This is a genomic window from Bradyrhizobium sp. B124, assembly GCF_038967635.1.
Taxonomy (GTDB): Bacteria; Pseudomonadota; Alphaproteobacteria; order Rhizobiales; family Xanthobacteraceae; genus Bradyrhizobium.
Genome location: NZ_CP152413.1, coordinates 231,279 through 257,312 on the forward strand (window position 1 = coordinate 231,279; position 26,034 = coordinate 257,312).

23 protein-coding genes and 3 pseudogenes are annotated in these 26,034 nt (G+C 64.9%); 16 read left to right on the forward strand and 10 right to left on the reverse strand.

The annotated features are described in order from the left end of the window. Positions 1-41 precede the first annotated feature (41 nt). A complete protein-coding gene (locus tag AAFG13_RS00920) occupies positions 42-395 on the forward strand; it encodes a cupin domain-containing protein (RefSeq protein ID WP_342710855.1) in 354 nt (117 codons plus the stop codon). A gap of 59 nt (positions 396-454) precedes the next feature. Here the strand turns inward: AAFG13_RS00920 and AAFG13_RS00925 are convergent, their stop codons facing one another. From AAFG13_RS00925 to AAFG13_RS00940, 4 genes and pseudogenes are all read right to left on the reverse strand, one after another. After that, positions 455-1,546, reverse strand: coding sequence for a hypothetical protein (locus tag AAFG13_RS00925; protein ID WP_342710856.1), 1,092 nt, complete (start codon positions 1,544-1,546; stop codon positions 455-457). A gap of 1,124 nt (positions 1,547-2,670) precedes the next feature. Continuing rightward, positions 2,671-3,177 (reverse strand): annotated as a pseudogene (locus AAFG13_RS00930) (alpha/beta hydrolase); the annotation flags it as partial. Between the two features lie 13 nt (positions 3,178-3,190). Further along, a pseudogene (locus AAFG13_RS00935) lies at positions 3,191-3,966 on the reverse strand (IS5 family transposase). 67 nt (positions 3,967-4,033) lie between these two features. After that, positions 4,034-4,459: pseudogene (locus AAFG13_RS00940) on the reverse strand (alpha/beta fold hydrolase); the annotation flags it as partial. Between the two features lie 146 nt (positions 4,460-4,605). Here AAFG13_RS00940 and AAFG13_RS00945 point away from each other — a divergent pair. From AAFG13_RS00945 to AAFG13_RS00960, 4 genes are all read left to right on the forward strand, one after another. Next, positions 4,606-5,994 carry a 3-deoxy-7-phosphoheptulonate synthase class II gene (locus tag AAFG13_RS00945; protein WP_342710857.1) on the forward strand — a complete coding sequence of 463 codons (1,389 nt, stop codon included), beginning with the start codon at positions 4,606-4,608 and terminating at the stop codon, positions 5,992-5,994. Between the two features lie 29 nt (positions 5,995-6,023). Further along, positions 6,024-6,377, forward strand: coding sequence for a diacylglycerol kinase (locus AAFG13_RS00950; RefSeq protein ID WP_342710858.1), 354 nt, complete (start codon positions 6,024-6,026; stop codon positions 6,375-6,377). 61 nt (positions 6,378-6,438) lie between these two features. After that, positions 6,439-7,584: an FAD-dependent oxidoreductase gene (locus AAFG13_RS00955; protein ID WP_342710859.1), complete on the forward strand. Its 1,146-nt coding sequence runs from the start codon at positions 6,439-6,441 to the stop codon at positions 7,582-7,584. 90 nt (positions 7,585-7,674) lie between these two features. After that, complete coding sequence (locus AAFG13_RS00960) at positions 7,675-9,426, forward strand: NAD+ synthase (RefSeq protein WP_212315179.1); 1,752 nt, start codon at positions 7,675-7,677, stop codon at positions 9,424-9,426. A gap of 3 nt (positions 9,427-9,429) precedes the next feature. On the opposite strand, the gene AAFG13_RS00965 is transcribed toward AAFG13_RS00960, so the two are convergent. Both AAFG13_RS00965 and AAFG13_RS00970 read right to left on the reverse strand, forming a co-directional pair. Next, positions 9,430-10,542, reverse strand: coding sequence for a DUF2865 domain-containing protein (locus AAFG13_RS00965; RefSeq protein ID WP_342710860.1), 1,113 nt, complete (start codon positions 10,540-10,542; stop codon positions 9,430-9,432). Between the two features lie 195 nt (positions 10,543-10,737). After that, entirely contained in the window at positions 10,738-11,046 is a 309-nt protein-coding gene (locus tag AAFG13_RS00970) for a hypothetical protein (RefSeq protein WP_212315177.1), read from the reverse strand. A gap of 295 nt (positions 11,047-11,341) precedes the next feature. Here AAFG13_RS00970 and cysS point away from each other — a divergent pair, with 295 nt between their 5' ends. The 4 genes from cysS to AAFG13_RS00990 all read left to right on the forward strand — a co-directional run bounded on the left by cysS (position 11,342) and on the right by AAFG13_RS00990 (position 15,338). Further along, entirely contained in the window at positions 11,342-12,757 is a 1,416-nt protein-coding gene (cysS, locus tag AAFG13_RS00975) for a cysteine--tRNA ligase (RefSeq protein ID WP_342710861.1), read from the forward strand. Next, positions 12,754-13,260 carry a GNAT family N-acetyltransferase gene (locus tag AAFG13_RS00980; RefSeq protein WP_342710862.1) on the forward strand — a complete coding sequence of 169 codons (507 nt, stop codon included), beginning with the start codon at positions 12,754-12,756 and terminating at the stop codon, positions 13,258-13,260. Before cysS ends, AAFG13_RS00980 begins: the two co-directional genes overlap by 4 nt. Next, positions 13,257-14,855 (forward strand): citramalate synthase, encoded by a 1,599-nt coding sequence (cimA, locus tag AAFG13_RS00985; protein WP_342710863.1) that lies wholly within the window; start codon positions 13,257-13,259, stop codon positions 14,853-14,855. The genes AAFG13_RS00980 and cimA overlap by 4 nt, the downstream gene beginning before the upstream one ends. Positions 14,856-14,960: 105 nt before the next feature. Next, the gene (locus tag AAFG13_RS00990) at positions 14,961-15,338 is read left to right on the forward strand and encodes a VOC family protein (protein ID WP_342710864.1); all 378 of its coding nucleotides are present in this window, start codon (positions 14,961-14,963) and stop codon (positions 15,336-15,338) included. Positions 15,339-15,525: 187 nt separating this feature from the next. Here AAFG13_RS00990 and AAFG13_RS00995 read toward each other — a convergent pair whose 3' ends face one another. Further along, entirely contained in the window at positions 15,526-16,131 is a 606-nt protein-coding gene (locus tag AAFG13_RS00995; protein ID WP_212315169.1) for a TIGR00730 family Rossman fold protein, read from the reverse strand. A 213-nt stretch (positions 16,132-16,344) separates the two neighbouring features. Between AAFG13_RS00995 and AAFG13_RS01000 the strand changes: the two genes are divergently transcribed. From AAFG13_RS01000 to AAFG13_RS01015, 4 genes are all read left to right on the forward strand, one after another. Then, entirely contained in the window at positions 16,345-18,333 is a 1,989-nt protein-coding gene (locus AAFG13_RS01000; RefSeq protein WP_342710865.1) for an ABC transporter ATP-binding protein/permease, read from the forward strand. A gap of 53 nt (positions 18,334-18,386) precedes the next feature. Then, a complete protein-coding gene (locus tag AAFG13_RS01005; RefSeq protein WP_092127222.1) occupies positions 18,387-19,085 on the forward strand; it encodes a phosphatidylserine decarboxylase in 699 nt (232 codons plus the stop codon). A gap of 178 nt (positions 19,086-19,263) precedes the next feature. Beyond that, positions 19,264-20,142 (forward strand): CDP-diacylglycerol--serine O-phosphatidyltransferase, encoded by an 879-nt coding sequence (gene pssA, locus AAFG13_RS01010; RefSeq protein WP_342710866.1) that lies wholly within the window; start codon positions 19,264-19,266, stop codon positions 20,140-20,142. 301 nt (positions 20,143-20,443) lie between these two features. Next, positions 20,444-21,163 carry an RraA family protein gene (locus AAFG13_RS01015; RefSeq protein WP_212315165.1) on the forward strand — a complete coding sequence of 240 codons (720 nt, stop codon included), beginning with the start codon at positions 20,444-20,446 and terminating at the stop codon, positions 21,161-21,163. Between the two features lie 64 nt (positions 21,164-21,227). Here the strand turns inward: AAFG13_RS01015 and AAFG13_RS01020 are convergent, their stop codons facing one another. Together AAFG13_RS01020 and AAFG13_RS01025 are read right to left on the reverse strand one after the other, a co-directional pair. Beyond that, positions 21,228-21,848, reverse strand: a complete 621-nt coding sequence (locus AAFG13_RS01020) for a TerC family protein (RefSeq protein ID WP_342710867.1) — start codon at positions 21,846-21,848, stop codon at positions 21,228-21,230. Positions 21,849-22,139: 291 nt separating this feature from the next. After that, positions 22,140-22,424 (reverse strand): hypothetical protein, encoded by a 285-nt coding sequence (locus tag AAFG13_RS01025; RefSeq protein WP_249131178.1) that lies wholly within the window; start codon positions 22,422-22,424, stop codon positions 22,140-22,142. Positions 22,425-22,729: 305 nt separating this feature from the next. On the opposite strand from AAFG13_RS01025, the gene AAFG13_RS01030 reads away from it, so the two are divergent. Further along, on the forward strand, positions 22,730-23,557 hold the full coding sequence (locus AAFG13_RS01030) for an SDR family NAD(P)-dependent oxidoreductase (protein WP_342710868.1): 828 nt from the start codon (positions 22,730-22,732) through the stop codon (positions 23,555-23,557). On the opposite strand, the gene AAFG13_RS01035 is transcribed toward AAFG13_RS01030, so the two are convergent. Continuing rightward, entirely contained in the window at positions 23,535-24,995 is a 1,461-nt protein-coding gene (locus AAFG13_RS01035) for a PLP-dependent aminotransferase family protein (RefSeq protein WP_212315158.1), read from the reverse strand. The two genes, AAFG13_RS01030 and AAFG13_RS01035, sit on opposite strands and share 23 nt — an antisense overlap. A gap of 88 nt (positions 24,996-25,083) precedes the next feature. On the opposite strand from AAFG13_RS01035, the gene AAFG13_RS01040 reads away from it, so the two are divergent. Beyond that, complete coding sequence (locus tag AAFG13_RS01040) at positions 25,084-25,491, forward strand: cupin domain-containing protein (protein ID WP_342710869.1); 408 nt, start codon at positions 25,084-25,086, stop codon at positions 25,489-25,491. Further along, positions 25,488-25,955 carry a carboxymuconolactone decarboxylase family protein gene (locus tag AAFG13_RS01045; protein ID WP_212315154.1) on the forward strand — a complete coding sequence of 156 codons (468 nt, stop codon included), beginning with the start codon at positions 25,488-25,490 and terminating at the stop codon, positions 25,953-25,955. Before AAFG13_RS01040 ends, AAFG13_RS01045 begins: the two co-directional genes overlap by 4 nt. Positions 25,956-26,034: the final 79 nt, after the last annotated feature.

Here is a 26,034-nt window from a genome sequence, read left to right on the forward strand (position 1 = left end):
AGCTAACGAGCCCGGCAAGCTGGCCCGGACCCGGAGGCATCATGAGCGACGCGATCGACCTTTCGCAGAAACTATCGACATTCTCCGATCACTGGTCGCCGCGCACCGTCGCGCAATTCAACGCCTGCGACGTCATGGTGGTGAAGGTGCAGGGCGAGTTCGTCTGGCACAAGCACGACGACACCGACGACTTCTTCCTGGTGCTGAAAGGCGTGCTCGACATCGAGCTGCGCGATCGGACAGTGACGCTGCATCCCGGTCAGATGTACATCGTGCCGAAGGGCGTCGAGCATCGGCCCGTCGCGCGGGAAGAGGTGCATCTGTTGCTGATCGAGCCGACGGGCACGCCGAACACGGGCGATGCGGCGACGGCGGCGGCGCGGAAGGTGGTGTGAGGCGGTCGTCTAGAAGCAACTTGTCCCGAGCGCCCTAGTAGATGCAAGCTCCTTACGTTTTATGCGTTTGCGTCGTAAAGTTCATGCGCAAGCACGCGGACATCCCCGGTTGCAGAATCTCCTAGGTCCTTCAAATAATCTAAGAACTCTTGCGGATTGCTCAGCGAGAAGATGCGAGCCTTGAAGTTGAGTTCGTCTCGGAGACGCCCCTGTCTCAACAGGGAAGCGCACTGCTTATCTACGAACATTGCGTCTACGTAGGGGGCATAAGTCGATATTGCGGAGAAGTCATTCAAGATGCTGGCGTCCATTTCTGGACGCTGCCCAGAGGAGATTCGCCAGCCGAGCGCGGCGAACAGGTAAGCGAAGATTCTGTGTGCTGGCTGGTGCTGATTCCCGGGCCAATCCAAAAATCTAAGTACTTCGCTGAATGCGTCTTTCGCAGGTACACCATTGCGTGCGAACAGCTCAGTCAACTCCCTATATCGGCTGATCAATCCAAAGCGCATATCCAAAACGCTTGTCGGATCATTCGATGCAAATGCTGCCTGCGTCTTCGCTATCTGCTCCCTTAAGGCTTGCCTCATTGCTGAGCCGTAGCTCGATAGCTCGTGCTTTAACAGATCATCGAACGTCGGCCGGGCGCGCACCCAGCCATCAGCTAGCTGCTTGAGGCTTGCCTCGGCGATCGCTTTGTCTTGTCGGAGTCCCGGCGCGAACATCGAATAATTGGTGTTTACGCTGATGTGATAGACAGGCAGCCACGCGTTGCGTGTCCCCAATATGACTTGGTCGACGTCTGTGCTCATCGTCGGCCGCGTGTCGCCCTTCAGAAACGCCCTCGCGAACTCCCACTCTTGTCGCGCGGCAATGGCATCGGTCCTCTCGAAAGACGTTTCCCCGCTGAACATTTCGTGTGCGAGTCGCAGGTCTTCCGGGGAATGCCAGACAATCGTCTCATCTGAGTGAAGGTTCGACGCCGGAAATATTACCTGCTGCCTCAGGTAGGCTAGATTTCCGAGTGAGTAGCAATCCTGCCAGAATTGTTCATGAGGGGCACCGGGCCTCCGCTTTTTGGCTTTGGTCTTGTAGAGTTCGCTGACCGCAAACTGATCAAGATAAATGACACGCTTCTCAACGGCGGGGAGCACCTCGCTATGCGAGTATCTGCACTCACTACAACGTTTCGTCACGGAGTTGCGACCGACAGAAAGGGTGCCGAATGACTCTCCTTTGCAGCGAGGACATTTCCGAAACGGTGGAAGTTCAAACATGGTGCTTTCTTGTGACGCGTATCCTGGGCGACGGTCTCTTGGGGGCGTGAGGCAATCCGTCTCCGAATAACTTAACGCCGAGTGGTTCCGCAGCTATGCAAAACGGATTCCCAGCGATTCTGTATTGCCGTTGCATATATCCTAAAGCGTATCCTAAAGCGGGCGACAGGGTCCTGCGCCAAAGCACGAAATTCCCTAACCCAATCAACGCGATCACCTCTGTCCAGTCCTCGTGCGGAAAATATTCCGCTTGGCGTTTGACCCAACTCAGATGTTCAATTGGCCCGTCTCACCCGATCGAGGGGCGCTGCGCATCGTCAGGAGTGTTGCGGTGAGATGCGGTGGACGCCGGGCATGCGAGAGACGACATGCATGCGAGGCGGACGGCGAAATCGTGTGGTCCTGACGCCCTAGCGGCAGGTGTCCTCGTGCAAGACGCGTTGCGTCATGCACGGGCGGTGACAAGCAAGCCCAGTCTCGCCGGGGAGAGCACGTATAAGCCGTAACCCATCGCGCAGGGAAAGCCGGGATGTTTCCGGTGACACCTGTGGTCCGACCTCCGGTGCTTTTGTTGCACCGGACCCATGGGTGCGATCGGCACCCGGCTTTCCCTGCGCCCTCTGTTTCGAGAGAGCGCGAAACGAAGAGCAGAGCTCGGACGGATCGTGTCGCGAGAATGCGGAGCTGTGTCCCCACGCACATCTGTCATCGCCCGTGCATGCGGGCGATCCAGTACGCCGCGGCCTCTCGGTTCAGCAATGACTGCCTCTGGAATACTGGATCGCCCGGTCGAGCCGGGCGATGACACCGAGATGAGGTCCGCAATAGCGGTGTGTCGTATCGCGCGGGAGCCATCCTCATCGTCGTCCTGGCGAAGGCCAGGACCCATTACCCCAAATCTCAATTATTGCGCGACGCTGGGGCGGCGTTCCCGTTCACAATCGAATGCGGTGGTTATGGGTCCTGGCTTTCGCCAGGACGACGGATGGAGACGATCGCGCCTATCCCTCCGCCTCGAGCCACTCCGCGGCGCCGCGCCACAGGGCGTCGCGGTGTTCGCTGCGGAAGAAGCCGAAATGGCCGATCGCTTTCGCGCCGGCATCCGCGGGGCGGATCGAGATGATTTCCGGCGTGATCGACGTGAAGGCGGAGCACAGCAGCTCGACCGCCGGCCGCGTCGCCCAGGTGTCGTCCGTGACGACAAGCGCGCGGAGCTTGCCCTTGAACTTCGGAAAATTTTCGCGCGCTGCGAGCGCCGGATCATCGAGCAGATAGCGCTCGCGCATCACCCAGCCGCGCCATTGCTCGAACACGCCCCGCGGCAGGTCCATGCCGAGGCCGGCCCAGCCGGGCACATAGCCGAGCGTGCGCGCCAGCGGCAGGCCGATGCCGTTCATGAAGGCGACGACGCGGTAGCGCTCGGGCGAGGCCATCAGCTTCCAGGTGGCGGCCTGCGAGGCGACCAGCAGTGCGCGCGGAATTTCAGCGTTGTTGGCAAGGAGCCCTAGGTGGTGTGGACACTTATCGCATCCATAAGACGATGGCTGCGAGAGTGACGACGGCCAGGTAATTTCGGGCGGTCTTTTCGAAGCGGGTTGCAACGCGGCGGAACTGCTTGAGCTTTGAGAAGCAGCATTCGACGAGATGACGCTGGGCATAGAAATGCTTGTCGAGTGGATATTTGAGCGCGCGTGACGGGTTGTTGGGGATCACTGCGAGCGCGCCTTTGGCGGCGATAGCTTGGCGCAAGTGATCGGCGTCATAGGCCGTATCGGCCATGACGACCTCGGCGGATAAGCCTTCGATCAATGCGGCGGCTTGCGGTGCATCGCCCTTCTGACCTGCGGTGAGCTTGAACCGCACCGGACATCCCAAGCCTCGAACGGCCATGTGTATCTTGGTGCTCAGGCCGCCGCGCGAGCGGCCGATCGCTTGATCTTCCGCTTGATCTTCAGACCCCCCTTTTTGGCGCCGGCGGCGTGCTGATGCGCCCGAACAATGGTGGAATCGACGATCAGATATTCGAAGTCCGGATCATCGGACATCGCCTCGAAGATCCGCCACCAAACACCCTTGATGCTCCATCGACTGAAGCGCCGGAACACGCTGTTCCAGTCCCCAAACACCTCCGGAAGATCGCGCCAGGGAGACCCCGTACGCACGATCCACAGCACACCTTCCACGAACATCCGGTTGTCGCGCCCGGTGGAGCCCTTCTGATCGGGGCGCCCTATGATCAGCGGCGCTATCCGCTCCCACGCCGCGTCGCTCAATACCAAACGGTCCATCACACCCAAGGCGGCCTCCCCAAAAGCAGCCTTGAATCTGATTTGCTCCTAAAAGGGAACCCTTAGAGTCCACACCACCTAGCGCCTGGCCGCCGAAGGAGTGGCCGACATAGGCGAAGGGCAGATCGCGGTAGCGGTCGCGCATCCAGCTCACCGCGGCGGTGGTGTCGAGCGCGGCCCAGTCCGCCATCGTGGCCTTGAAGCCGGCCAGCGACTTCGGCTTGTTGAGGCCGGTTGCCGCCATTGGCCTCGAGTCGCCGGTGCCGCGGTAGTCGTAGGTCAAGACCGCCGCGCCGCGGCGGGCCAGATAGCCGGCAAAGCCGCGATAGACCTTGCGGGGCACGGCGGTCGCCGAGTTGATCAGGACGGCGTGGCGCTTCCTGCCGCGCGGCAGGAACAGCGTCGCGGCGAGCGGATAGCCGTCCGCGGCCGGCACGACGATGTCGTCGCTAAAAACGTCGTCCAGCGCTGTGGCGGCTGCGGCAATTTCCCTGGCATTCATGGTATGGTCCAGCAAATGCGAATTCGTATTTTCCTGCAAGAGTTTGACGGGATTGCAGGAATCCTTCTAGCGGCGGGGCGGGCGGCTGTGTATAAGCCCACCTTTCCCGTCGATTAAGTCGCGGTTTTTGCTCAGGAGTTGACCTCATGTCCGAGCGGTGGACACCCGATAGCTGGCGCGCCAAGAAGGTGCTGCAGGTGCCCGATTATCCCGATGCCAAGGCATTGGCCGATGTCGAGGCCCAGCTTGCGACCTTTCCGCCGCTGGTGTTCGCGGGCGAGGCGCGCAACCTGAAGAAGGCGCTGGGGCGGGTCTCTGCCGGCGAGGCCTTTCTGCTGCAGGGCGGCGACTGCGCCGAGAGCTTTGCCGAGCACGGCGCCAACAACATCCGCGACTTCTTCCGCGTGCTGCTGCAGATGGCCGTGGTCATGACCTATGCCGGCGCGCTGCCGGTGGTGAAGGTCGGCCGCATCGCAGGCCAGTTTGCAAAACCGCGCTCGTCGCCGACCGAGAAGCAGGGCGATGTCGAGCTGCCGAGCTATCGCGGCGACATCGTCAACGACATCGCCTTCACGCCGGAAGCGCGGATTCCCGATCCGCAGCGCCAGCTGATGGCCTATCGCCAGTCCGCGGCGACGCTGAACCTGCTGCGCGCCTTCGCGACCGGCGGCTTCGCCAATCTCGGCAGCGTGCATCAATGGATGCTCGGCTTCCTGAAGGATTCGCCGCAGTCCCGCCGCTACAAGGAGCTGGCCGACCGCATCTCGGACGCGCTGAATTTCATGCGCGCCTGCGGCCTCGACCTCGAGAGCCATCCGGAGCTGCGCGCCACCGATTTCTACACCAGCCACGAGGCGCTGCTGCTCGGCTACGAGCAGGCGATGACGCGGGTCGATTCCACCACCGGCGACTGGTACGCGACCTCCGGCCACATGATCTGGATCGGCGACCGCACCCGGCAGCTCGATCACGGCCATGTCGAATATTTCCGCGGTATCAAGAACCCGATCGGCCTGAAATGCGGTCCGTCGCTGAAGCCGGACGAGTTGCTGAAGCTGATCGACGTGCTGAACCCCGACAACGAGCCGGGACGCCTGACGCTGATCAACCGCTTCGGCGCCGACAAGGTCGGCGACCATCTGCCGGGCCTGATCCGCGCCGTGCAGCGGGAAGGCCGCAAGGTGGTGTGGTCGTGCGATCCGATGCACGGCAACACCATCACCTCGACCTCCGGCTACAAGACGCGGCCGTTCGACCGCGTGCTGTCGGAGGTGAAGGCGTTCTTCCAGATCCACGCCGCCGAGGGCACTCATGCCGGCGGCGTGCATCTGGAGATGACCGGGCAGGACGTCACCGAATGCATCGGCGGCGCCCGCGCCATCACCGATGAGGATCTCAACGACCGCTACCACACGGTCTGCGATCCCCGCCTCAACGCCGAACAGTCGATCGACATGGCCTTCCTGATCGCCGAGCTGCTGAAGCAGGAGCGCGCCGGCAAGGTCAAACCGATACCGGCGGCCGCTGGGTTGTGATTTGGGGGCCGTGACTTGAGGGCAGTGACTTGCTGAGGTTCTGGCGAGCCACCATCAACTCGCGCAACGGGCTGGCCTTCGCCATTCGCTCGGAGCAGGCGATTCGCGAGGAGGTGGTGGCACTGGTGCTGTCGGTGCCGCTGGCCTGGCTGGTCGGCGCCACCGTGATGCGGCGGGTCGAGCTGATCGCGACCGTGGTGCTGGTGCTCGTGATCGAGCTGCTCAACACCGCGATCGAGAAGCTCGCCGACCGCCTGACCATGGATCACGATCCGCAGATCGGACGGGTCAAGGACATGGGCTCCGCTGCCGTCGGCGTCGCGCTTGTGATGGCCGGGCTGTTCTGGCTGTTCGCCCTCGCTGAGCGGATGGGTGCGTTCTGAGCATGATCCGGAAAAGTGGGAACCGGTTTTCCGATCAGATCATGCTCAAGGAGCAGGAGTCGTGAGCGCCAACAAAGCGATCAAGCTTGCGGTGATCGGACGTGGTCTGATCGGGTCGGCGGCCGCGCGACACCTGAGCAAGATGGGCCATGAGGTCACGCTGATCGGGCCCGATGAGCCGGCAGATTTCTCGCAGCACAGCGGCGTTTTCGGCAGCCACTACGATGAGGGCCGCATCACGCGCGTGTACGATCCGCAGCCGTTCTGGCGGCAGATGAACCGCGCGGCGATCGCGCGCTATGGCGAGATCGCAGCGGAAAGCGGTGTCGAGTTCTACCGCGAAGCCGGTGCGCTTCACATCGGCGATCGCGAGACCACCGATGTCGCATCGGTCGGCAAGGTCTGCGCCGAGGAGAGGATCGCGTGTGAAGCCTATCAGGATGCGGCGCTCGCGGAGCGGTTTCCGTTCCTGAAATCGACGGCAGGAATGCTGGGCTATTTCGAGCCGCGCAATGCCGGATACATCTCACCGCGCCGCCTGGTCCGGGCGCAGACCATCGCGGCGGAGCGCGCAGGCGCCCGGATCATCGACGAACCAGCGCTCGGGATTTCGGAAAGCGGCTCCGGTGTGACGATCCGGACGCGATCGGGCAGTGTGGAGGCCGAGCGTGTGCTGGTTGCGGCCGGTGGGCACACCCAATCGCTGCTCGGCCGATCGCTGGGCTTTACCGTCTATGCGCGGACTGCGGCGCTGTTTCGGCTCGGTGCGGCGGAGGTGCAACGCCTGGCCGGCATGCCGTCGATGCGCTGTCTCGGGCCCAAGGGCGACAATCCCTACATCCTGCCGCCAATCCTCTATCCGGATGGCCAGACCTGGCTGAAGCTCGGCGGCGATCCGGTCGATCGTGCGCTCGAGAGCGAGGCTGAAATCAAGGACTGGTTCCGGTCGGGCGGATCGGTTGACGTCGCTGACCGGCTGCAAAGCCAGATCCTTGACCGCATTCGCGACCTCAAATTCGAGGAACGCCGCGTCGTGCCCTGCATGACTACGTTCGGCGACACCGGCTTGCCCAGCATCGGACCGCTTTCCGAGCGGGTCACGGTCGCATTCGGCTGCTATGGCAAGAGCGCGAAATGTTCGGACGAATTGGGTCGGCTGGGTGGCATGGCGCTGCTCGGCGAGGTGAGGGCAGAACTTGCACCCTGACCGGCGCCTCAGATCCCAGTGCGATTTCTGCAATCGCACCATGATCGGACGACCATTGCAGTTTGCCGTTGTGCGGGACAACATAAAGCTATGAGCGAACAACAGATCAAGATCACCCTGGCGCAACTCAATCCGACGGTCGGTGACGTCACCGGCAACGCCGCGAAAGCGCGTGCCGCGCGCGAGAAAGCGAAGGCCGATGGCGCCGACCTCATGGTGCTGTCGGAGCTGTTCGTCGCCGGCTATCCGCCGGAGGATCTGGTGCTCAAGCCGGCGTTCCAGTCAGCCTGCCGCGCCGCGATCGAGGAACTGGCGCGCGAGACCAAGGATGGCGGCCCGGCGATGCTGATCGGCACGCCCTGGGTCGAGGACGGCAAGCTCTACAACGCCTGCGCGCTGCTCGACGGCGGACGTATCGCCGCGCTGCGCTTCAAGGCCAACCTGCCGAATTACGGCGTGTTCGACGAGAAGCGGCTGTTCGCGCGCGGCCCGGCATCGGGCCCGGTGACGGTGCGCGGCGTGCGCATCGGCGTGCCGATCTGCGAGGACATCTGGCTGGAGGAATCCGAAGACTACGAGAACGTCGTCGAGTGCCTGGCCGAGACCGGCGCCGAAATCCTGATCGTGCCGAACGGCTCGCCCTATGCTCGCGACAAGACCGATCTCCGCCTGTCGATCGTGGTGGCGCGCGTCACCGAGAGCGGGCTGCCGCTGATCTATCTCAATGAGATGGGCGGCCAGGACGAGCTGATCTTCGACGGCGCCTCGTTTGCGCTCAATGCCGACCTCACCGTGGCGGCGCAGCTTCCGGCGTTCGAGGAGAACATCACGACGCTGACCTGGCGCAAGACCGCGGACGGCTGGCGCTGCAACGGGCCGATCACGCCGCAGCTCGAGGGCGACAAGGCCGACTACGCGGCCTGTGTGCTGGGCTTGCGCGACTACGTCCGCAAGAACGGTTTTCCCGGCGTGCTGCTCGGCGTCTCCGGCGGCATCGACTCGGCGCTGTGTGCGGCGATCGCGGTCGATGCGCTCGGCGCCGACAAGGTGCGTGGCGTCATGCTGCCGTTCCGCTACACCGCGCAGGTCTCGCTCGACGATGCCGCCAAGCTCGCCGCCGCACTCGGCATCCGCTACGAGATCCTGCCGATTGCCGACGCCGTCAACGGCTTCGAGACGATCCTGGCGCCGGTGTTCAAAGGGCTGGAGCGCGACATCACCGAGGAAAACTTGCAGGCGCGCGCCCGCGGCACGCTGTTGATGGCGATCTCCAACAAGACCGGCGCCATGGTGGTGACGACCGGCAACAAGTCGGAAATGTCGGTCGGTTACGCCACGCTGTACGGCGACATGAATGGCGGCTTCAATCCGATCAAGGACATCTACAAGACCGAGGTGTTCCGCCTCTCGAGCCTGCGCAATGAATGGAAGCCGGACGGCGCGCTCGGGCCAATGGGCGAGGTGATCCCGGTCAACATCATCATCCGGCCGCCGACGGCCGAATTGCGCGAGAACCAGACCGACCAGGATTCGCTGCCGCCCTATGAGGTGCTGGATGCGATCCTCGAGCGGCTGGTGGAGCGCGAGGAGCCGCTGGCGACCATCATCGAGGCCGGTTTCGACCGCGATGTGGTGACGCGTGTCGATCGCCTGCTCAACATCGCCGAATACAAGCGGCGGCAGGCCGCGCCCGGAGTGAAGGTGACGCGGAAGAATTTCGGCCGCGACCGCCGCTATCCCATCACCAACCGCTTCCGCGATTTCGGCAAGGCGCTGCCGGCGCCGGACGAGACGCTGGTGACGCGCGGCTCGCGCGCGTCGGCGGAAGCGTTCGAGGGGTGAGCCTTACTGCTTCTTCGGGATGAAGGTCGGGCCGACCGTGCGGATCTGGCCGTCGCTTGCGGGCGCGGCAGGTGCTGCCGTTGCATCAGCGGCGGCGGCGGGCTGCTGCGGTTGAGCCGCCGCGGCTGCGGGCGCGCCCTTCTTGCCGGCGGCGGCCTTGGTCTGCGCGCGCTGCTGCATCTTCCGCGCGCTCTCCTCGGTGACGATGATGTCGCCCTGCTGCGCGGCGGACGCCTGGTCGTCGACCGCCTTCAGCGCCTCCGCCCAACTCTGGCCGGCCGCCTTGCAGGAGCAGGACGGATTGAACTCGGTGCGGTACTTGAAGGCGTTCGGCAGCGACGAGTAGGACTGGCCGTTGATCGAGACCGCCTGGTTGATGTCTTCGCCGGGATTGCGGTAGGCGAACAGGCTGGCTTCCGCGGCCGGGCACTGCGCCTTGCAGATCTGCTCGTCGGCGGCAAAGCGCGCCTGCGAGGTCGCGAACGAGATCGGGAAATAGGCGCCGTCGCAGGTTCGGACGCAGACGGTGCGGAAGGTACCGGACTGTCCGCCATATTGCGCGTCGGGCGGGGGCAGCGGATTGTTGGGATTGCCACCGCCGCCGCCACCGCCGAACAGGTTCTCGATGAAATTGCCGGGGCCGCGCGCGGCGGCCGCGTATTGCGGGCCGCAATTGTTCTGCGCCAGTGCGGTCAACACCGAGCGGCGCTGGTTCTCGCGATCGGCGCCGCCAAGCCCGCCGGTGCGCAGCCGCTCGAGATTTCCGGTCATCTGGTCGAGATTGGCGCGCATCTGCTGGATCTGGTTGTTGACCGGTCCGCACTGCGCCGAGTTGTTATTGAAGAGCGACAAGAATCCGGAGCTGTCGCAGCCCATCCGCCGGGCCTGCGCCGTCACGCGATCCAGCTCGCCCTGCTGCCGGGTTGCCGCATCCTGATAGCGGCGGATCTGCTCGTCCTTGGCCGGATCGCCGCCGCCGCGATCGATCGCCGCCAGCTGGCCTTCGAGCCGGGCGCACATCGGATTGGCCTGCGCGCCCTGGGGGGCCGGGCCGGGCGGGCCCGGAGGCACCTGCGCCAGGGCATCCGTGGCGGGCAGGGCGATGCCGGCCAACACGGCGCAAGCCAAGAACCAGCGGGAGAAGCGAGAACGGGAGCTATGGGGCATATCCGGCCATTAAAACGACGCCGCGCGGCGATCAACGCCAAAGCGCGCAGGCAAGGCCGCTGCAATAGCCGTTTCTCGGGGCAGCGTCACGTCGTTTCCGGGGCGCCGGTGTGGCAATAACCCCCGTTTGTCCAGCGGCTTGGCTCAGCGCTGGCAGGTGATGGCGACGTATTCGCCGCAGCTATTGCCGGTGCAGGTCTCGTTTGCGGCGTGCGGAACCGCGCCGGTGATCTCGTCGGGATCGACGCGGCGGTAACTGGTGGCCTGCGCAAAATCGCGTGACCGGCAATAGGCGCGGGCGGCGGATGCACCGCAGCGGTCGCCGTGGGCGAGGCACTGGTCGATGCCGTAGCCGTCGGCCTGGTTGGCGACGATGAAAACGCGGCTGTCGGCCAAGGCGGCCGAGGAGACAAGGACGAACGTAGAGGCAATCAATGCTGAAATGGGCCGCATGGTGCACCAGTGAAAATGGCGGGAATCCGCAGGCCCCTCCCGTACGCCCAATTCCTTAATAATGATTAACCATGAGGGCGTTGGCGTGATTTCGGTTCGACGCGAGCTGCATAACGCCCGAAAACAGCCCCTTGACGCGATAAGGGGGCCGTGAGACACGATGGAACCATGAACGGCCACCTCGCCATCTGCAGCATTTGCCGCGAGATTATGAGCTAGCGATTCGCTGGCTGAGGCCGTCTTTTCTCAATCACCCTGAGATCACTGGACGCCCGGCCGCAAGGGATGGGTACCCATGGATTTGCGCCTCTACGATACGCTGACCCGGGAGAAGCGGCCCTTCGTGCCGCTCGATGCCGATAACGTCCGCATGTACGCCTGCGGACCGACGGTCTACGACTTCGCCCATATCGGCAACGGCCGGGCCGCTATTGTCTTCGACGTGCTGTTCCGCGCGCTGCGCCATCGCTATGGCGCCGATCATGTCACCTATGTCCGCAACATCACGGACGTCGACGACAAGATCAACGTTCGCGCTGCGCGGGACTATCCCGGCGTGCCGCTGAACGAGGCGATCCGCAAGGTCACCGAGCAGACCTATCAGCAGTACCAGGACGACGTCACGGCGCTCGGCTGCTTGCCGCCGACCGTGCAGCCGCGCGCCACCGAGCACATCCCGGAGATGCGCGCGATCATCGAGAAGCTGGTCGCCGGCGGCTTTGCCTATGTCGCCGAGGATCACGTGCTGTTCTCGCCGCAGGCGATGAACGCGGCTAACTCCACACTGCCGCGCTACGGCGCGCTGTCGAAGCGCTCGCTCGACGAGATGATCGCGGGCGCGCGCGTCGATGTCGCGCCCTACAAGCGCGACAACACCGACTTCGTGCTGTGGAAGCCGTCGAAGCCGGGCGAGCCGTCCTGGCCGTCACCGGCAGGCATCAAGGTCGAGGGCCGGCCCGGCTGGCACATCGAGTGCTCGGCGATGGCCTGGAAGCATCTCGGCGAAAAGTTCGACATCCATGGCGGCGGCATCGACCTGGTGTTCCCGCACCATGAGAACGAGCTCGCGCAGACTTGCTGCGCGTTCCACACCGACCGCATGGCCAATGTCTGGATGCACAACGGCTTCCTGCAGATCGAAAGCGAGAAGATGTCGAAGTCGCTCGGCAACTTCTTCACGATCCGCGATCTGCTGGCCGATTGGCCGGGCGAGGTGCTGCGGCTCAGCATGCTGAGAACGCATTACCGCTCGCCGCTGGACTGGACGCTGAAGAGCGCGGAAGAAGCCGCAAGGACGCTCGACGACTGGTATGCGGTCGCGGCCGACGCCGAGTCCGGCGCGCCGTCGCCGGCGCTGGTCGAGGCGCTCTACGACGATCTCAACACGGCGCAGGCCATGGCCGTGCTGCACAGCTTGCGCAATGCTGCCGCGAGCAATGAAGCGAGCCGCAAGGAATTTGCCGGCTCGCTGCGGCTGCTTGGCTTCCTCTCCGAGAGCGCGGCGTCGTGGAAGGGCCGCAAGGAGCAGGCCAGCGGCGTCAATGCTGCCGCGGTCGAGGCGCTGATCGCCGAGCGCACCGCGGCGCGTGCGCGCAAGGATTTCAAGGAGTCCGATCGGATCCGCGATCAGCTCGCGGCGATGGGCGTTGCGATCAAGGATGGCAAGGATGCCGAAGGAAAGCCGATCACGACCTGGGAGGTTGCGCGATGAGCCGATCCGCACCCGCGTTGCGCCCGTATCTGCCCGACGATGCGCCGCTGCTGGCGGCGATCTTCGCGGCGTCGATCATGGACCTGACCGGTGACGATTACAGCGAGGCGCAGCAGGAAGCCTGGGCGATGGCCGCCGACGATGAGGAGGCCTTCGGCAAGAAGCTCGCCGGGCAGCTGACCCTGGTCGCGACATTGCAGGGCGCGCCGGTCGGTTTCGCCTCGCTGAAGGGGGCGGACCATATCGACATGCTCTATGTGCATCCGAGCGCGGTCGGGCAGGGTGCAGGCAGCGCGCTGTGCGATGCACTGGAGAAGATCGCGAGCGCCCGCGGCACCAAGGCCCTGAAGGTCGATGCCAGCGACACCGCGCTCGAATTCTTCCGCAAGCGCGGCTACGTCGCGCAGCAGCGCAATACGGTCACCATCAACGACGAATGGCTCGCCAACACCACGATGCAGAAGACCCTCGACGGTGTTGCTATGCCCGGAGGCCACGCATGAGCCGCGAGCGCCTCTATCTATTCGATACCACGCTGCGCGACGGTGCGCAGACGAACGGCGTCGACTTCACGCTGCAGGACAAGCAGGTGATCGCGGGGATGCTCGACGCGCTCGGCATCGACTATGTCGAAGGCGGCTATCCCGGCGCCAATCCGACCGACACCGAGTTCTTCAGCAGGAAGCCTGCCTTCGATCACGCGCGCTTCACCGCGTTCGGCATGACGCGGCGGCCGGGTCGCTCGGCGTCGAACGATCCCGGGCTCGCCGGCATCCTCGAGGCCAAGGCCGATGCGATCTGCTTCGTCGCCAAATCCTCCGCCTATCAGGTCCGGGTCGCACTTGAGACCACCAACGAGGAGAACCTCGCCTCGATCCGCGACAGCGTCGCGGCCGCCAAGGCGCTCGGCCGCGAGGTGATGGTCGACTGCGAGCATTTCTTCGACGGCTACAAGGAGAACCGCGACTATGCGCTCGCCTGCGCGACGGCGGCCTATGAGGCTGGTGCGCGCTGGGTGGTGCTGTGCGACACCAATGGCGGCACCATGCCGCATGAGATCGAGACCATGGTCGCTGACGTCGTCAAGCAGGTGCCCGGCGCCCATGTCGGCATTCATGCCCACAACGACACCGAGCAGGCGGTGGCGAATTCGCTCGCCGCGGTGCGGGCCGGCGCACGGCAGATTCAGGGCACGCTCAACGGCCTCGGTGAGCGCTGCGGCAACGCCAATCTCTGCTCGCTGATCCCGACCCTGAAGCTGAAGCAGGAGTTTGCCGACAAGTTCGAGATCGGCGTCACCACGGAGAAGATGGCGACGCTGATGAAGGTGTCGCGCACGCTTGACGACATGCTGAACCGCGCGCCGAACCGCCATGCAGCCTACGTCGGCGAGAGCGCTTTCGTCACCAAGACCGGCATCCACGCCTCCGCTGTCATGAAGGATCCGCAGACCTATGAGCACGTGCTGCCGGATGCCGTCGGCAACCACCGCAAGGTGCTGGTCTCGGACCAGGCCGGCCGCTCCAATGTGATGGCCGAGCTCGACCGCGCCGGCATCGTCTACGACAAGGGTGATCCGCGGCTGACGCGCCTGGTCGAGGAGCTGAAAGAGCGCGAAGCCGCGGGATTTGCCTATGAATCGGCGAACGCCTCGTTCGACCTGCTGGCGCGCCGCACGCTCGGCAAGGTGCCGGAATATTTCAAGGTCGAGCAGTTCGACGTCAATGTCGAGCAACGCTACAACGCCAACGGCCAGCGCGTCACGGTGGCGCTCGCGGTGGTGAAGGTCGATGTCGACGGCGAACGGTTGATCTCGGCCGCCGAGGGCAACGGTCCGGTGAACGCGCTCGACGTGGCGCTGCGCAAGGATCTCGGCAAGTACCAGAAATACATCGACGGCCTGAAGCTGATCGACTACCGCGTGCGTATCCTCAATGGCGGCACCGAGGCGGTCACGCGCGTGCTGATCGAAAGTGAGGACGAGACCGGCGAGAGCTGGACCACGGTCGGCGTCTCGCCCAATATCATCGACGCCTCGTTCCAGGCGCTGATGGATTCGGTGTTCTACAAGCTGGTGAAGTCGGGCGCGCAGGCTTGAAGAAGAAGTAGCCTGGATGAGCGAAGCGATATCCGGGGCCATGTGAATTTTCCCCGGATGTCGCTTCGCTCATCCGGGCTACAGATTTCAGAGGAGGGCGCTTTCATGATCGACCACGTCTCCGTCGGCGTCCGCGATCTCGAGCGCGCCGCGCGGTTCTATGAGCCGACGCTGTCCACGCTCGGTCTGAGCCGTCTCGTCACGCGGCCGGCCACGATCGGCTTCGGCAAGGCCTATCCCGAATTCTGGATCAATCTGCGCGCCGCGATGACGCAGGTCGCGCATGAGAGCGGAACCCATATCTGCCTGCGCGCGAAAACCACCGCCGAGGTCGATGCCTTCCACGCCGCTGCGCTGGCCTCCGGTGGTGCATCCGATGGTGCGCCGGGCCTGCGCCCGCACGACCGCGTGCGCTACTACGCCGCCTTCATCCTCGACCCCGACGGCAACCGCATCGAGGCCGTGACGTTTCCAAGCGAGTAGGGCCTCGATACAGGGTGAAGCTGCTGAACCCGTCATCCCCGCGCAACGGCTTCGCCGTTGTCGCTGGAGGTGCGAGCGAAGCGAGCCTCGAAGGATGGACGGCCACCAGCCGGGCCGTGCATGCTTCGAGACGCGCGTTCCGCGCTCCTCAGCATGACGGTGATGGAGCTGAAAGCGTGGTGAACGCTTACAGCCGCCGCGCCACTTCGGGCGCGAGCTCCTTCGCGGCCGCCGGCTTGCCGGCCACGGCGGAACGCAGCCGCGGCAGGATGTCGTCGACGCGGTCGGCCATCAGCACGTTGATCGGCAGCGTCGCGCGGATGAACTCGGTCGTGCGCATGTGGCTCAGCAGCGAGAGCAGGGGTTCCCAGAAACCATCAATATTGGCGAGCAGGATCGGCTTGGAGTGACGGCCGAGCTGCTGCCAGGTCAGCTGCTCGACCAACTCCTCCAGCGTGCCGATGCCGCCGGGCAGCGCGACGAACGCGTCCGAGCGCTCGAACATCAGCCGCTTGCGCTCATGCATGTCGGGGGTGACGATCATCTCCTGAACCGAGGTCAGCGCATTCTCGCGCGCCCGCAGGAATTCCGGAATGATGCCGGTGACGGAGCCGCCGTGATCGAGGGTGGATTTGGCGACCGCGCCCATCAGGCCGATCGAGCCGCCGCCGTAGACCAGGCGCACGTTGTTTTCGGCAAAGGCCTTGCCGAGCGCGACGGCAGCTTCAACGAAACGGGGATTGTTACCGGGGCCGGAGCCGCAATAAACACAGACAGTCTTGATTTGGTTCATACGATCCTTGTGGCACTGCAGCGTAAACAGGGTCAAGACTCGCATATGGGCATTGAGGGCCAAAATATCCCGTAAATTCCCGCGAATCGCGAACAATTTTCGCCATAAGCCTGTACGCCACGTTGAAACGATCTATATGACGGGCACAATGGCAAATCGTGGAAAAGATGTGGCCGCGGACCGCCGCGCCATGACGGCAAGAGCGGGCTCCTGATGGTGCCGCCGCAACAGACTGTGACCGCGGCCGATCAGCCCACGGCCACGACGCCCGCCGCCGAGAGGGGAACGCTGCTCGGCACTCTCGTTCATCTCTGGCCCTACATCTGGCCCGGCGATCGCGCCGATTTGAAGATGCGCGTGATCTGGTCGGTGGTGCTGCTGCTGTTCGCCAAGCTCGCGACGCTGTCGGTGCCGTTCACCTTCAAATGGGCGATCGATGCGCTGAACGGCACCGGATCGGCGCCGGTCGCCACCTCGAACTGGATGGTCTGGCTGATCGCCTCGCCGGTGCTGATGACGATCAGCTACGGCGCGGTGCGCATCATCATGGCGGTGCTGACGCAGTGGCGCGACGGCATCTTCGCCCGCGTCGCGATGCACGCGGTGCGGCGGCTCGCCTACATCACCTTCGTGCACATGCACGAGCTGTCGCTGCGCTTCCATCTCGAGCGCAAGACCGGCGGCTTGACCCGCGTGCTGGAGCGCGGCCGCTCCGGCATCGAGACCATCGTGCGGATGGTGATCCTGCAGCTGATCCCGACCATCGTCGAGGTCACGCTGCTGGCGGGGGTGCTGCTCTGGCAATTCGACTGGCGCTACGTGCTCGCGGTGCTGATCACGGTCGTCGTGTTCATGTACTACACCTACATTGCGACCGAGTGGCGGATCGAGATCCGCCGCAAGATGAACGATTCCGACACCGAGGCTAACACCAAGGCGATCGACTCGCTGCTCAACTACGAGACGGTGAAATATTTCGGCGCCGAGGAGCGTGAGGCGCGGCGCTACGACCGCTCGATGGAGCGTTACGAGCAGGCCAGCGTGAAGACCTATACCTCGCTCGCGGTGCTCAACACCGGACAGGCGATCATCTTCACCGCGGGGCTGACCGCGACCATGTTGATGTGCGCGTTCGGCATCCGCAACGGCACCCACACCGTCGGCGATTTCGTGCTGATCAACTCGATGATGATCCAGCTGTACCAGCCGCTGAATTTCATGGGCATGGTCTATCGCGAGATCAAGCAGGCGATCATCGACATCGAGAAGATGTTCGACGTGCTGGCGCGCGATCCCGAGGTGAGGGACGTGCCGGGCGCCAAGCCGCTCGTGGTGTCCACAGGCAGCGTGCGCTTCGAGGACGTCCGCTTCGCCTACGAGCCCGACCGGCAGATCCTGAAAGGTCTGAGCTTCGAGGTGCCAGCCGGCAAGACGGTCGCGATCGTCGGCCCCTCCGGCGCCGGCAAGTCGACGATCTCGCGGCTCTTGTTCCGGCTCTACGATGTCTCGAGCGGCCGCATCCTGATCGACGGCCAGGACATCAAGAATGTGACGCAGACCTCGCTGCGGTCGGCGATCGGCATGGTGCCGCAGGACACCGTGCTGTTCAACGACACCATTCGCTACAACATCCGCTATGGCCGCTGGGATGCCGGCGACGATGAGGTGGAGGAGGCGGCGCGGCTGGCGCAGATCGACGGTTTCATCCGGATGTCGCCGCAGGGCTACGAGACCCAGGTGGGCGAGCGCGGCCTGAAACTCTCGGGCGGCGAGAAGCAGCGCGTCGCGATCGCGCGCACGGTGCTGAAGGCGCCGCCGATCCTGGTGCTCGACGAGGCGACCTCGGCGCTCGACAGCCACACCGAGCACGAGATCCAGGGGGCGCTCGAGCGGGTGTCGCGCAACCGCACCTCGCTGGTGATCGCGCACCGGCTGTCGACCATCGTTGGCGCCGACGAGATCATCGTGCTGGACCAGGGCCGGATCGCCGAGCGCGGCACCCACGCGCGGCTTTTGGCCTCGGGCGGCCTCTATGCCAGCATGTGGAACCGGCAGCGCGAGGCCGAGGAGGCCCGCGAACGGCTCGCCCAGGTCGATGACGACGGCGGCGCGCCGAATCGCCTGCCGCCCGTGGCCACCGATTCGTCTGATGATTCCACCCCTGACGCGGGTGAGAAACCCTTGCCGACCGCCGCGGAATAGTCGATTTAGGGCCTCTCCCGCCAAACGGGGCGGGGAAACGCAAGCGAGCTCTGATGTCGATCGCCAATTCCATCCGCGCGCAGATCCCGCCGATCCACCCCGAGGGCTATCCGTTCATCGGCGGTTTCGCCCTGGCGAGCCTGATCCTGTTCTGGATCTGGACGCCGCTGGGCTGGATCGGAACACTGCTCACGGTCTGGTGCGCGCTGTTCTTCCGCGATCCCGTCCGCGTGACGCCGCTGCGCGACGGCATCGTGGTGTCGCCGGCCGATGGCCGCGTCTCCATGGTGGTGCAGGCGCTGCCGCCGGCCGAGCTGGGTCTCGGCGACAAGCCGCTGCCGCGGGTCTCGGTGTTCATGAGCGTGTTCAACTGCCATGTGAACCGCAGCCCGGTGGCCGGGCGCATCGACCGCATCGCCTACCGGCCCGGCGCCTTCATCAACGCCGAGCTCGACAAGGCGAGCGAGGACAATGAGCGCAATTCGCTGGTGATCTCGGGCGCCAATGGCCGCATCGGCGTGGTCCAGATCGCCGGTCTCGTGGCGCGCCGCATCGTCTGCTTCGTCAAGGAAGGCCAGTCGATCGGCGCCGGCGAGCGCTTCGGCCTGATCCGCTTCGGCTCGCGGCTTGATGTCTACCTGCCCGAGGGCACCAAGGCGCTGGTCTCCGAGGGGCAGACCGCGGTTGCCGGCGAGACGATTCTGGCGGATTTCCGCAACGCCGACCCGGGCCGCACCTACCGCGCCGATTAACTCTGTTTCGCGAGCCTGGAGCTCCCGTTCCGCTCGGAATCGGAACGGGAGCTCTGGTTTGCTATTTTGACGCGTTTTCTTAACGCGAGCCGGTATCCGCTTCGCTGGAAACGCTTAGCCCGCCGGTTCCCGCCGCGATGGCGGAGCCGGGCCATGCTTGCTATATTGCAAGACCATGATGCCCTTTGATCCCAACTCCACCGAGTCTCGCCGCCGCCGGTTCCGCCCGATCCCGGTGCGGATGCTGGTGCCCAACATGATCACGCTGCTGGCGATCTGCGCCGGCCTCACCGCGATCCGGCTGTCGACGGAAGGGCGGATGGAGCTTGCGGTCGCCGCCATCGTGTTCGCCGCGATCCTCGACGGCATCGACGGCCGCGTCGCCCGCATGATCAAGGGCCAGTCGAAATTCGGCGCCGAGCTCGACAGCCTCGCCGACTTCGTCAATTTTGGCGTCGCGCCGGGCCTGATCCTGTATTTCTGGCAGCTGCATGAATTGAACAATGGCGGCTGGATCGCCGCGATGGTGTTCGCGATCTCCGGCGGCCTGCGGCTGGCGCGCTTCAATGCCTCGATCGACGATCCGAACAAGCCGGCCTTCGCCGCGAATTACTTCACGGGCGTGCCGGCACCGGCCGGCGCGATCACCGTGCTGCTGCCGATCTATCTCGCCTTCCTCGGCGTGCCGATGCCGCCGGCGACGCTGACGGCGTTCTACACGCTCTTGATCGCCTTCCTGATGGTGTCGCGGCTGCCGGTGTTCTCCGGCAAGACCGTGAAGATGCGCGTGCCGCCGGAGATGGTGCTGCCGGTGTTCGTCTCGGTGGTGTTCTTCGTCGCGCTGCTGATCGGCTATCCCTGGCATATCCTGTCGGCGGGCTCGGTCGCCTATTTGATCAGCCTGCCCTGGGGCTGGAAGTCCTATCGCGACCAGGAGCGCCAGCTTGCGGCGCAGACGCAAGGCGCAAGCGCGCCGGCGCCGGCATCGCCTGCGGCTCCCTATGCGGCGCCGGTCGCGGATGCTGACAACGACGATCGTCCGACGCATCTGCACTGAGGCTCTGTGTAATCCGTCATCCCCGCGCAAAGGCTTCGCCTTTGTCGCTGGAGGAGCGCGCAGCGCGTCTCGAAGGATGCACGGCCACCAGCGGGGCCGTCGACCCTTCGAGGGCCGCTGAAGAAGCGGCCACCTCCAGCGACAACGGCAAAGCCGTTGCGCGGGGGTGACGGTGGTAGAGTTCACTTCCGTCCTCTTCTCCCAAATATCAGCCATGAGCGTGGCTCGGTTGGGTTCGCCTGCGATCTCGGCTATAGGCTGAGACGGCCCAGCGAACGCCAAAAATCAGGAGAGAAACGCCGTGACGACATCCGCTTCCGCCCCGCTGCCTGCGTCCGTCCTCGAGGCGTTGGCGCGCTACGACACGCCGACGATCTGCAATGCGATGGAGATCGTCGCGCCGGAGCGCCGTCTGATCGGCTACACCGTGAAGCCGCTGGTCTGCCCGTTCCCGTCCTTGCCGCCGATCGTCGGCTATGCGCGCACGGTCGCGATCCGCTCGGTGCTGAAGTCTGGGCTCTCGGCCGAGGAGCAGTCGAAGCGCCGCATCGAATATTATGAATATGTCGGCACCGGTTTCGGTCCGCGCATCTCCGTGATCCAGGACATCGACGGTCCCGACGTCGGCTACGGCGCGTTCTGGGGCGAGGTGCAGAGCGCCGTGCACAAGGCGCTCGGTTGTCTCGGCGTCATCACCGATGGCTCGATCCGCGACATCCCGCAATGGGCGCCGGGCTTCCAGGCGCTGGCCGGCTCGATCGGCCCGTCGCACGCCTGGGTGCATGCCGAAAGTTTTGGCGGCGAAGTCCGCGTCGCCGGGATGACGGTGCGCTCCGACGACCTGATTCACGCCGACAGCCACGGTGCGATCGTGATCCCGTATGAGATCGCGGCCAAGCTGCCGGAGGCCGCCGAACTCTGCGGCCGCCGCGAGACCCCGATTCTGGATATCGCGCGTTCGAAGGACTTCTCGCTCGAGAAGCTGAAGGACGCGCTGAAGCGCTCGGCGGAAATCCACTGACGCAACGCGCCTCTTCGAATTGCGGAACGGCGGGCCGAAAGGCCCGCCGTTTTGCTTTCGATCGTCAGCCCGGCGCGACCTTCGCGATCTCGGATGCGCCGCGAATGGTCATGTCGACGGCGACGTAGAGGATCACGGCGAGGCCGACATAGGCGATCCAGCGGTGGTTCTGCAGCAGTTTTGCGATGAAGGTGGCGGCCGCGCCCATCATCGCGATCGAGAGCGCAAGGCCGAACACCAGCACGATCGGCTGCTCGCGCGCCGCGCCGGCCACCGCGAGCACGTTGTCGAGCGACATCGAGACGTCGGCGATGATGATCTGCGTCGTGGCCTGCCACAGCGTCTTGCGCTGGCCTCCTGCGCCATCGGCGGCGTGCTCGGCCGTCGTCTCATGTGCGGTGGCGCGCAGCTCGCGCCACATCTTCCAACACACCCATAGCAGCAGGATGCCGCCGGCCAGCAGCAGGCCGACGATCCGCATCAATTGCGTAGTGAGAAGCGCGAACAGGATGCGCAGCAGCGTCGCAGCGGCGATGCCGATCAGGATCGCCTTGCCGCGTTGCTTCGCCGGCAGGCCTGCCGCGGCAAGGCCGATCACGACGGCGTTGTCGCCGGCGAGCACGAGGTCGATGACGACGACTTGCAGCAACGCGCTGAGGGCGTCGAGTGAAAACAGTTCGGACATAAGCAGCAATGCTCCCCTTGAGGTCGGGGAGTGGACCGTTTCGACGAAACGGGATGTTGCCGTCCGGCGGACAGCAAGCCCACCGCGGCGCATGTCCGCGTCGCGGGTCGAAGCAGGGCCACTCCAACTGAGTTCCAGTCCGACATCGCAGCTTGTGGCTGCCAGAGGGGCCCGGCCTGGGATTTACGGTCGCTCAAGCGCGATGAGATTTCGATGGATCGTCATCGCGCTTTCGCTTCTTGCTTGAGCATGATCTGTTCGGAAAACCGCTTCACACTTTTCCGGATCATGCTAGTCCGGACGCAGCGCGGCCTGTTCCTCGAAGAACAGCGCCGCCTGATCCGGCTCGCCGAGGATCGCCGCTGCACACCCCATGAAGGTGAATGCGCCGGCAAAATCCCACAGCGTGAGGTTCGCCACGCTTGCACGCATGTGGATCACGCGCGCCGCAAGCGCGGCAATGGCTGCCTCCGCGAACAACACCAGGCTGAGCGCGGGCAGCACGAGTGCGGGCTCAACCAGACGAACGGTCAGGATGATCGGCAGCGCGGTCAGCACCGCAAACAACAGAAGCATGCCGAACGGCTCCAGCGAGGGAGCCTTCCGCGAGAACCTGTCTGGAATGGTCGAGGACATTCCGATTCTTGCCTTGTCGTTCATCCCGACGATATCAGAACGTGTTCACGTTGAGGCGTGGCGCGGCGCCGCGCGACCGCAAGCCGCGCGACAGACTGTACACTTGGGGCCGTGGAAGAGGGCCGTGGGCGGGCCATTTCGGCGCCGTTTTGGGGCTGATCGCGCCGCGGCATGCCATGGCAAAGTCCAGGCTGTGCATTTATCTTTGGTCGTAGCGCTGGGCGAACGAGCGAAGGGCGATGTCCATGAATATGTCAGGCAAGACGGTGCTGATCACCGGTTCCACCGATGGCGTCGGCCGCTACGTTGCGATGAAGCTGGCGTCCGCCGGCGCCCGGGTCCTGATTCATGGCCGCGATACCAAGCGGGCGCAGGTCCTCGCCGACGAGATCAAGCGGGTCTCCGGCCGCGAGCCGATGTTCTATCAGGCCGATCTGTCCTCGCTTGCCGAGGTCCGCGAGTTCGCCCAGCTGGTGCTCGACGACCAGGAGCGCCTCGATGTGCTGGTCAGCAATGCCGGTATCGGGTCGCAGAACGACGGGCCGGCGCGGCAGACCAGCAAGGACGGCCACGAGTTGCGCTTTGCGGTGAACTATCTCGCCGGCTTCCTGCTCGCGCATCTCTTGCTGCCGCGGCTCAAGGCGAGCACGCCGGCGCGCATCGTCAATGTCGCATCGCTCGGCCAGCACCCGATCGATTTCGGCGACGTGATGATCACGAAGAATTACAGCGGCGCCCGCGCCTACGCGCAGAGCAAGCTGTCGCAGATCATGTTCACCATCGACCTCGCCGCCGAGCTCGAAGGCTCCGGCGTGACCGTCAATTCGCTGCATCCGGCGACCTACATGAACACCACCATGGTGCGCGCCAGCGGCGCGACGCCGATCTCGACCGTCGAGCAGGGCGGCGACGCCATCCTGCGTCTGGTCCAGGATGACGACGTCGCGGGCCGGAGCGGGCTGTTCTTCGACGGCAAGCGCGAGGCCCGCGCCCATGCCCAGGCCTATGACGCCGAGGCGCGCAAGCGGCTAAAGGCGTTGAGCCTTGCGCTCACCGGGCTGCGGATTTCCTGACGCGGCGCGCGGCCGGCGCGCCCTGGATGCGGATGCGACCTTGGGCACGGATCGCCTCGAACAGACGCTTGCAGGCGGCCTGCACGCCGCGATCGGGCATGGTTGCGATACCGAGCAGCAAGCCCGGCTGCGCCCGCTTCGGTGAGAGATACCAGGGCGAGAGCGGGGCGGGTGCCAGCCCATGCGCCAGCACCTGCCGCGCGATCGCGACATCGTCGGCCTTGTCGGGCAGCGTCAGCATCACGGCGAGGCCGGCAACCCGCGCGTCGTTGCTCCATGGCCGCAGCGCAGCCGTCAGCGCATCGCGGCGCTCGCAATAGGCCCGTTTGGTTCGTCGGAGATGGCGGATGTAGTGGCCGTCGCGCATGAACTCGGCGGTGGAAAGCTGCACGGCTGGTCCCGGAGCAGGGGCAAGGCACGTCGCGACATCGGCGAACTGCGTTGCCAACTGCTCGGGTGCAACCAGGAAGCCGAGCCGAAGCGTCGGCGAGATCGTCTTGCTGAAGGAGCCGAGATGGATCACGCGGCCGGCGCGGTCGAGCGAGGCAAGCGCGGGCGCGGCGCGGCCATCGAGCCGCAACTCGCCGAGATAATCGTCCTCGATGATCCATGCGCCGGTTTGCGCCGCCCAATCGAGCAGTTGCGCGCGACGCTTCGCTGACAATGGCGGACCGAGCGGCGCTTGCTGTCCCGGCGTCACGACCGCGAGCGCCGCGTCGGGCGCGTGCTTGAGGCCGTGGTCGACATCGAGGCCGCCGCCGTCGACAGGGATCGGGACCAGCTCCAGCCGGGCGAGCTCGAGCCCCTTTCGGGTCAATGGAAATCCCGGGTCCTCCATCCATGCACGGCGGCCTTCGAGGCCGAGCACGCGCAGCGTGAGGCCAAGTCCGCCGCTGAAGCCCGACGTGATGACGATCTGCGCAGGCGAGCATTCGAGCCCGCGCGCGATCGCGAGGTGCGCGGCGATCTCGCGCCGCAACTGGAGCTCGCCGCGCGGATCGATGGTGCGGGTCACCGCGCTCAACTCCGCCCGCACGGCGCGCGCGCGGATTCGCGCCAGCAGCTTTGCAGGGAGAGCGTCCTGCGCCGGGACGCCCATCCGGAAGTGTCCCTGGCCGCTCAGGTCATGAAACATCTCCACGACCGATCCGGGAACGATCGGCGCATCGGGTTTTGCAGTTGTCCTCGGCCGCCTGGCGACGGTGGTGCCGTTCGCCTTCGACGACACGATGTGCTGGGCATCCGCCAACTTGTCGTAAGCGGCGCGCACGGTACCGCGCGCGACGCCGAGCTGCGCGGCGAGGTCGAGCCATGACGGCAACCGGGCGCCCGGCACCAGTACGCCATTGTCGATCGCCGCCGCAATCGCCTTGCGGATCTGCTCGGAGAGCGGCGTCCTGGCCGAGCGATCGAGCGCGATGGGAAGCGGGGTGGGCATGGCCCGTGGTACACCAATTCGGTTCATTCTTGGTGCTTCTTTTCAGTCCGGCGTGCCCGCATTTATCCGTCAGCAATGGAGGCACGAGATGAAGACCTTATGGATGCTGCTGCTCGCCTGCGCCGCGCTTGCGACGCCGGCAAAAGCGCAATCGGTGACGCCGAAGTTCGAGCACGCCATCACCAACATTCCCGGCAAGTCGCTGATCGCGGTCGAGGTCAATTTCCCGCCGGGCGAGCCGTCGGCGCCGCATCATCATGCCAAATCGGCCTTCCTCTATGTCTATGTGCTCCAGGGCGCAATCGAGAGCCAGCTGGAGGGCGAGGCCGCGCACATCTATCGGGCCGGCGACAGCTTCTTCGAGCCGCCCGGCGCCCATCACGTGCTCGGGCGAAACGCCAGTGCGACCGAGCCGGCGAAGCTGCTTGCGGTGTTCGTCGTCGACAGCAACGACAAGGCGTTGACCGTCTTCGACAAGGAAGGACACAAGCCATGAGCATGCGCATCGATTACAACAAGGTCGCGCCCGCGGGCATCAAGGCGCTCGGTGGCGTCTATGGCTACCTCACGCAATGCGGACTCTCGGCAACGCTGATCGAGCTGGTCTATCTGCGCATTTCGCAGATCAACGGCTGTGCCTATTGCCTCGACATGCATACGCGCAGCTTGCAGAAAATGGGCGTTGCGATCGAGAAGCTGGCGCTGTTGCAGGTTTGGCGCGAGGCGGAGGTGCTGTTCGACGCCGAGGAGCGCGCGGCGCTGGCCTGGGCCGAAACCGTCACCCGCGTGGCGGAGACCGCGATCCCAGACGGGGATTACCAGGCGGCCCGCGCGGTGTTCAGCGAGAAGCAGCTGGTCGACCTGACGATCGCGATCGGCCTGATGAACACCTACAACCGGATCGCAATCGGCTTCCGCAATCCGCCGCAGGCCGTGCGCGAGCATTCCGCCGCGGCGTGATCGCGGAGTTTGTAGGGTGGGTTAGCCGCCCACGAGTGCGGTCGTTCGACGAACGAAGGTGCAAGGCGTAACGCACCAT